The organism is Xanthomonas euvesicatoria pv. euvesicatoria, assembly GCF_020880415.1.
GTDB lineage: Bacteria > Pseudomonadota > Gammaproteobacteria > Xanthomonadales > Xanthomonadaceae > Xanthomonas > Xanthomonas euvesicatoria.
In genome coordinates this window covers 1-7,343 of the sequence record NZ_JAJIUJ010000006.1, presented here as the reverse complement: position 1 = coordinate 7,343, position 7,343 = coordinate 1, and the positions used below count along the sequence as shown (strand labels likewise).

Annotated in this window: 6 protein-coding genes and 1 pseudogene; 3 read left to right on the top strand and 4 right to left on the bottom strand. The window is 58.7% G+C overall.

Annotated features, from left to right (window positions below):
* Positions 1-453: 453 nt before the first annotated feature.
* The 3 genes from LN450_RS00600 to LN450_RS00590 all read left to right on the top strand — a co-directional run bounded on the left by LN450_RS00600 (position 454) and on the right by LN450_RS00590 (position 4,058).
* Positions 454-1,116, top strand: coding sequence for a hypothetical protein (locus LN450_RS00600; RefSeq protein ID WP_099523784.1), 663 nt, complete (start codon positions 454-456; stop codon positions 1,114-1,116).
* Between the two features lie 646 nt (positions 1,117-1,762).
* Positions 1,763-3,037: a hypothetical protein gene (locus tag LN450_RS00595; protein WP_129111537.1), complete on the top strand. Its 1,275-nt coding sequence runs from the start codon at positions 1,763-1,765 to the stop codon at positions 3,035-3,037.
* 7 nt (positions 3,038-3,044) lie between these two features.
* Entirely contained in the window at positions 3,045-4,058 is a 1,014-nt protein-coding gene (locus tag LN450_RS00590; RefSeq protein ID WP_074038373.1) for an ATP-binding protein, read from the top strand.
* Between the two features lie 92 nt (positions 4,059-4,150).
* Here LN450_RS00590 and LN450_RS00585 read toward each other — a convergent pair whose 3' ends face one another.
* The 4 genes and pseudogenes from LN450_RS00585 to LN450_RS00575 all read right to left on the bottom strand — a co-directional run.
* Positions 4,151-4,387, bottom strand: coding sequence for a hypothetical protein (locus LN450_RS00585; protein WP_129111536.1), 237 nt, complete (start codon positions 4,385-4,387; stop codon positions 4,151-4,153).
* A gap of 1,103 nt (positions 4,388-5,490) precedes the next feature.
* Positions 5,491-6,015 (bottom strand): Pycsar system effector family protein, encoded by a 525-nt coding sequence (locus LN450_RS00580; protein ID WP_074038370.1) that lies wholly within the window; start codon positions 6,013-6,015, stop codon positions 5,491-5,493.
* A complete protein-coding gene (locus tag LN450_RS23310; RefSeq protein ID WP_372499276.1) occupies positions 5,960-6,835 on the bottom strand; it encodes an E2 domain-containing protein in 876 nt (291 codons plus the stop codon). The genes LN450_RS00580 and LN450_RS23310 overlap by 56 nt, the downstream gene beginning before the upstream one ends.
* Positions 6,835-7,343 (bottom strand): annotated as a pseudogene (locus LN450_RS00575) (transcriptional regulator); the annotation flags it as partial. The pseudogene LN450_RS00575 and the gene LN450_RS23310, both read right to left, overlap by 1 nt.

The following is a 7,343-nucleotide window of genomic DNA, read 5'->3' as shown; positions in this document are numbered from 1 at the left end:
CATCAATAAGCAAGGCACCGCGTAGCGAGCTTGGAACCAGAGGATCTGTGAGCAGGCAGAGCATAGGCAGATCCCAACAAGCCAAGCAACCTGATTTGTACCATTAATCATGCTTACTGTTGACGGGGCAACTGTTTCTGTACTTGGCGTCGTACCGAGAAACAGCGGCTTACCAACGACTGCACCCGGTTGGAACGAGTATGAATGGGTGACCTTGCCCACTAATAATGTACTCTGTCCGGAAAACTGCAACTAAATCTGTACTTAGCCCGCTTGGGTTCGCGGAAGGAATTGTCATCGAGAGAGTCTAGGAGTACGGTTGCGCTGAACACCTAGGGCCTGCCGATCAGGCAGGCGACCTTTGTCACGGCGGGCCCAGATAGTGACATCGGTGTCGCCCTGATCGTCAGTTGTAGACGATTGAATAGTGACGCGTGGACTGGATCTCTCGAAATGAGTTTGGCGACGCGAGCGCGAAAACGCATCCTGGGCGTACGGCAGGCGCGCACCAGCAACTCTTCGAATCTCTGGCACCTCAAGTCGCCGCTCGCTAGCCATGCGGTAACCCTCAGTGGCGATCTCAGTATGCTGCTGTTCTACTACTGCGAAGGTGATCCAGCGGTCCACCGAGCCGAGTATGCCGGGCCAGAAGTTGACCTCTCGATAGGCGACATGGAGGCGATTGCTGATGCGGTGGTCGTCCTTGAGGATGGGGCGTCCCAAGGCAGAGTGGTAGACGACGGCTCCACCAACGCCTTAGAGAAAATTTCCGCACTGCAAGAGGCCTGCGGCCGATCGATCACATCAGTTGCCGTTGGCGATCTGATTGAGGCGTCCCTGCGCATCCGTAACTGGAAGGCAGCCATCGCAGCCTTTCACCGCTGCGGAGGCGTGGACCTAGCGCCACTTGCAGACGAAGTGGAATCCCATGTCCGGCTTCGCCGCTTCACTACCCTGGGAAATCTAGTCAATGACCTGGATGCCCATCATGCATCCCATGTAATTGGGGCAGCCGTACTGGCGTTGCGAGCGCGCTCATTTCTATCAAACCTGGATACCGCGCCATGGTCTTTGCACACGCGGTTGATGAGGCTCGATCATGCCCGCCTTGCCTAGGTACACAAGAAGAACGTTGCCCACTGACCTCAGAGATATGTCGGCGTGGCCGTCGTTCGATTTCAGCGCGCTTAGTCCGGAGGATCTAGCTGTATGGAACCGTCGCAGGGCTGCGCTTGCTTGCTACCTCGCAGGCGATCCAGTTTCATTGATCGAAGAGCGACACGGCTACCAATGTCATCAGGTTGTACTCTTCTTGAACCGATGTCTCCAAGTGATGCACGACGGCCGACTCGCCGGCTTCATGGGCCTGGTAAAGGGAATTCGGACCAAGCCACCTGTTCGAAGACGCCCCGTCCGCTCAATGCCCCATCTGTCACGCGGTGGGTACGCGGGCGCACTTGACCAGACGTTCACGGTTCGTCCGAGCATCCGAGTCGCCTTGGATAAGTACTTGGCGACGGGTGTCGACCCTGCGGGGAACGATCGGGGGAGGGTAACGCCACGCACAGCACATCAGGTTTTCCTGAGGCTCTGCACTGATGCAGGACTTGGTCCTTCAGACTGGCCGTTCTGCGTAGAGCGCCAAGGACGTACCAGTCTTGCCCAATACTTACACCGATTCTTTGCCGACAACCATCAACAGGTAGCGCTGCTTCAGTTCGGGGAGATCAGCCGAGATCGCTCCAAACGGGGCAGATCGCCATTGGAAAAGATCGAGGCGAAGGCTCCCTTCGAAGTGGTAGAGGCAGATGAGCACGAAGTGCACATGATCATCTCGGTCGGCATTGAAACGCCGAAAGGAACGAAATTTGTCCCCTGCCGGAGGTTGACGCTGATCGTAGCGGTGGACCGTTACACCAACTACATCTTGGCATGGGATTTGGTAGTGCGTCGCCAGCCATCCAGTGCGGACTTCCTGGAGTGCATCGATCGAGCGATTGCAGGACAGTGCCTGTCGGTTGAAATCAAGGAAGCGTTGCTATCGGGAGTGCGGCGCACCAATCAATGTGGACTTCGAATCGGCTTTGACACGCTTTTCGTCGACAACGCACTGGCGCACCTGTCCGACTCCGTATGCGCCAAGGTCCGCGAATCCGCGGGTGCCGCTGTCAGTTTTGGCGCAATCAAGCGCCCCCAGCGGCGCTGCCTGGTTGAGCGTGTTTTCAGCTGGATGGCACGAGAGCTCTTCCATCGCTCACGCGCCACAACCGGGAACAATCCCGTAGACACGCGACGAATCCACCCAGAGCGCGCGGCTGTACGTATGAAGATCTCCATGAAGGACATCACGCACGCAATGACAAATGCAGTAGGGCTGTGGAACAACAAGCCCACTGAGGCCAATTATGGAAGTAGCCCCGCTCAGCAGCTGCTGGATTACTATTCCAATACCAGCGGGGTGCTGCCGCCACTGTGCCCACCCCCTGACCTTACGTCTCTGCCGCTGAGGCTTGAAATCTGCATGCCTACCGTACGCGGCAGTCAAGCGAAGGGTAGGTTGCCGTACATAACGTATGCCTCCGTGGAGTATTCATCCAGGGAGCTCGCGGCACGCTGGGACTTGGTAGGTGAGAAGATCCGAGTGCACGCCGACCCTAACGACATTTCTACCGTCAAAGCCTACACCGCAGAGGGCGAAGCACTGGACGAGCTAACGCCAATCTCCAGTCGTTGGCGGTATCCGCACTCGCACGAGATGCGCCGCTTGCTCAAAGCCAAAATCAAGCACGCGCATGACCTTCTTGACCAACATCCCGCCCAGGAGTTCCTCGCGGACCAGGAACAAGCTGCACTTGAAGCAAACGAAAAATCAGCCCGGGTGACTCGAGCTGCCTCCATAGTCGCCGAGGAGGCCCGCAAGGGATATACCTCTGAGCAGCCGCAGCCGACGCGCTCAAAGCGCGAATCCACACAGCAGCTCGTGCGCCGACTTCGTAAGCCAACGGTGATCGACTTCAGCGTCATTGGGAAAACGTGAGGAACTTATGCACGCCAAGGACAAAGTGGCGGCGATCCGTGCGACTTATCCGGACCTGCTCGCTGACCATCCGTTATTGAGGGCTAACGCGATACTTGCCACGCCCGCCGTGAGGGAGGCGGCGACGCTCATCTTCGATAAGGCTCGCCGTGCGCGTTCATCGGTTGCATTCTGGGCGCACCCACTCTCCGGGAAGTCCTCCTGCATTGCCGCCCTGAGAAAGCTGGCACCTGTTCAGTTCCCACGCTGCGGCTTCATAGTCTATGAACCCTCCTCCAAAGAGGTCCCTGCGGAAGGCGCACTGATTGAAGACCTGCTATCCGAGATCGGCTATGAGGGCCGCATTGATCGGACGCTGACCGGAAAGCGGAATCAGCTTGAAAGAGCGCTTTACTCGCTGGCTATCGCCGGAAGACGCATCTTCCTGGTGATTGACGAAGCTCAGAACCTCCACGCGAAGGAGCTCGGGTGGCTGAAGCGGCTGGTCAACTGGCTCACCGTTCGAGATATCAAAGTGACGGTGGTGCTGTTTGGCCAAAGCCAGCTGTGCGCCATGCATGACCGACTCAAGGTCCAGATGCCGGACTTCAGTGAGAGGTTCATGTCGCGACTCAATGAGTTCCGAAGCCTGCAGGACGCGGCTGACATACGAGTATGCCTGCGCTGTTGTGACGAGGAAGCGCAGTATCCGACGGGATCTGGGTGGTCGTACACCCAGTACCTATGGCCGCGTGCGTACGCACAGGGATTTCGCCTCGCAAAGTGTGCAGACGAAATGTTTGAGGCGTTCCGTGCCCGCTCCGGGGGCGTGATTGATCGAGAGGGGGTGAGCATGCAGTGGATAGCGGAAGCGCTCATGCTGGTGGGCCTCGACGCGGAGACCAGCGATGCCGATGATCTTGTGCTGACCCGCAGCGACTGGGAACGAGCGATCGAAGACACCGACTATGGTGCGCGTAGTCCGCCCGCATTCGTGTCTGCCGCACGACGTGGTCGATTTGATCGTCAGGATAGTGCATGATTTCCTGGAGTCGCCTGTTGATCGATGACCACTGCTCATCGTGGTCCATCGTTCAGCTTTTGGGTTGGCTAAATCGCTCACGCGTGACTTGGCTAAAGACCAAGCGAGCGTGGCGATTCCATTTGCGCGGCCACGCGGTACTCTTGCCGGATGCAGGTGCAGGTCCGCAGCTTGCCGAGCAAGAAGAACTCAGTGATGTGGCACACCTGCTCACCGAACCGCGCAGGTGGCTTGATCAGGACGAGCTTCGGTACTGCCCAGTCTGCGTTGGTTACGGGATGCACTACGCGTATCAGCAGGACGACAGGTTCAGGAACTGCATTATTCATGGTATCCCCCTTCAGCTACAGTGCCCGAGCTGCGGCACTTCACTCGATACAAAAGGCGTAAGCTGCAATGGATACGCCTGTCTTCAGTGCGGCCAGTCCCTGCTCGACGCAAGAACCTCCATGCTGCATAGGGGATGTCAAGGCAAATTAGCAGCTTCGGCGCTAAACGAGCTCGAAGTATGGCAGGGGGCAGTAGACGAGCTCGGCACTGGATATCAAACGCCGAGCACGGGGTATGCGCACCCGTTATGGGGAAACCTGTCAATGGGTGAGAACACCGGCTGGTATTGGCGCGCCATTGAGGTGAATCCGAACCCGTTGGTCGCCGCGGCGCTGGAGCCGGCACCAAGCACCTTCCACTTCTACCCATCACTCCCCAAGCTGATATCTCTGTGCGACCAGCGAGCGGGGTGGTCGGCAGAGCATATACTCCCAGCCTACCAGGCCATGTTTAGAGCAGTTTCCCGTCACCTCCGACGAAGTCATCTACGAGGTCATGGCGCTTGCGCCAGATATGCGTTAGCGGCCATGGGTGGCTTGGGAGGGCGCATCCCCAGGGAGATCTGCATACATCCCGAGATGTGCTGCTTGGGACAGGGCTATGCGCTCTGGCGACTGCAGTGGGACCGCGAGTTCAAGCGAATGGATGCATGGTTGGATCGACATTGTGCAGACGACTGGGAGGAGCAGATGGGGCTTCCCAGCCTTCCCGCCGCGCAACTAAGCCTTGCCAGCTCTTTCCAGCACTGGGTCTACGCCCTAGCGGAGATTCAGAATGCATACGCCGACTCAGACCAACGCGCAATTCTCGATGGCGTGACAGACACGCCACATTGGGCCCTCCTTCAGCCGGGGGCCGCTTACAGTTGTCCGATGCACTTTAGGCATCCTGACTTGGGCACGCTTGGTCGATGCGATCGCGGTGGCGTACGACGGCGCGAACATGAGCGAGTTCTATCCAGCTTGCAGGAAATTGGAAGACAACGGCAGGCTTTCCAAGCGCGCCTCTTGGCCGACCTTCCTGAGCCACCCCCATAGATCGCCAGGGGATGCTTAAGATTGAAGAACCATTGCATAAACCTTAGCTGTTGGAAGACGCGCGGCTATTTCGCAGGCGATGGCAGCAGCGTAATGAGCGCCATCCAAGGTGCAATAGTCAGGGCAGTAGCGAGGTAAGACCGCTTCAAGCACTTGAACTTGGACGCCAGGATCTTGGAGTTCCTCCAGCATTGACCCAGCAGGTCTCGCTCAAACGCATCCAGGGTTCTGTCCTCGCAAGCGCGCAAGAAATCAGACTCGGTCATTTTTTCGATTCGAAGAAAGAAGATCAGCGAATTGGATCCGCCGCGAAGCTCTGGGAAGTATCCCCACCACAGGTTCCAGAAGCTCAACGTCAGCGGCGTCAGGAACAGCACGCCAATGACTGAGACGAGAAGGGTGAGATCTTCCGGCCTGGGGATTCGGGTGGAAAGCATCGCCAGCATGCCGAGGTTGATGCCCAGACCGACCGATAGCTTCGTGTCCACTCGCGAGAAGAAGCCAAGCACGAGTTGCAGCTGCTGCCATGCGGCGTTAACGCGGTCGCCTTGACTTGGCTGGCGGTCGCCAGTATTTCGAAGTTCTTGCATGTTGGGGGCTCTCTCTCTTCGTGGATGCGACTTGCTTGCGTCGGATGGCCATGCGAAGGCCGCATGTTTCCAAGGTCCCGCAGCAGACCCTTCCCGCTGCAGCGCATTGATCGAGGAAGGCCCTGTCGGCTAGCGAGCAGCGGTGCCGTTCCAGGACATAGGTCACCAGAGCTTCGGCGTGGTCTGCGCAATCCGCCGTCGCGTGCTCAGGACGGCAACCGCAAGGACAGGCCAATCTTCCAGAAAGCAGGGTGTTGCTGCGAAGCGAAACGCGCGCAAGAAGTCGTTTGCCACGCCACAGCTCCAATCGATGCTTTCCCGGCCGCCCATCTTGCCGGACTTCTAACAAGCCGGCTTGCGCTGCCGCCTTGAATTCTGGGCCCAAGCATTCGGCTGCCTGTTCTGCGATAGCTTGATGCTTGGCCGCGTCGCCATGGGCGCGGCCGTTTTCCGCGCCAGGGAAGACCCTGCGTACGTTCGCGCTGATTTGATGGGCCAAGAATCGATATACGGTCGACCACCACTGTCTGGCTGCCGCTTCGTCAATGATGTGGCCCGGCTTGCCGTCACCCCATCCCAAGCAGAAGCTTTGGTTGGGGTTGATGTGTCGGTCAGGGCAGAATTGCGGAAGTTGGTGGTGTCCTGGGGCTTCCTGAGCAGACACGTGCTCCCCGGCGATGGAGATCGCCAGGGTGAAAACATGCACAGCCCCGCCTGGACGAGTGACCGAGATCTCAGCCCTCCCTCCGCCTGCGGCGCGATGCAGCGTGGCACCGTAGTCCGGTGCCACGCCTTGCAGCAATTCGAAGGCCAACGCCATCAGTGGATATCTGAGTGCGGGCGGATCGGCTGTTCAAGGGCGGGTACGACCGCGGGGGCCGCCTCTGCGTAATGGGCCGCCAACACCGCCTTGGCCACTGGGTCACCCGACGCGGCCAGTTCTTCCACCGCTGCCGCGTAATCGAGGTTGGCCACCTTTCGGTCAGATGCGAACACTCGACGAACCGCGTCGGTACCGGCGTTGTAAGCCTTCTCACCGATCGCGGTCTGCACGCCATCGCACTGCCGCTGTTCGGCCTCCGAGGCCAGCACCGCCCTGCCGGTTGCGCAGCGCACCAAACTGCCCTTCATGCCCAGCCTGGACAGTGCCAGTGGCCCAAGCTCAAAGCCGATGGCCAGACCCAGCTCCTCGGTGGTCGAACCCTCGGAGTTCAAGTAGTCAATGGCCAGGGCGAAGCTGCTGCGAAGTGCGCCTGCGCACTGTACAGCTGTACTCACCGTCGCTTCGGTGTCGGTCTCCTTCGAGGTACCTTCCAACAGCACGCCTT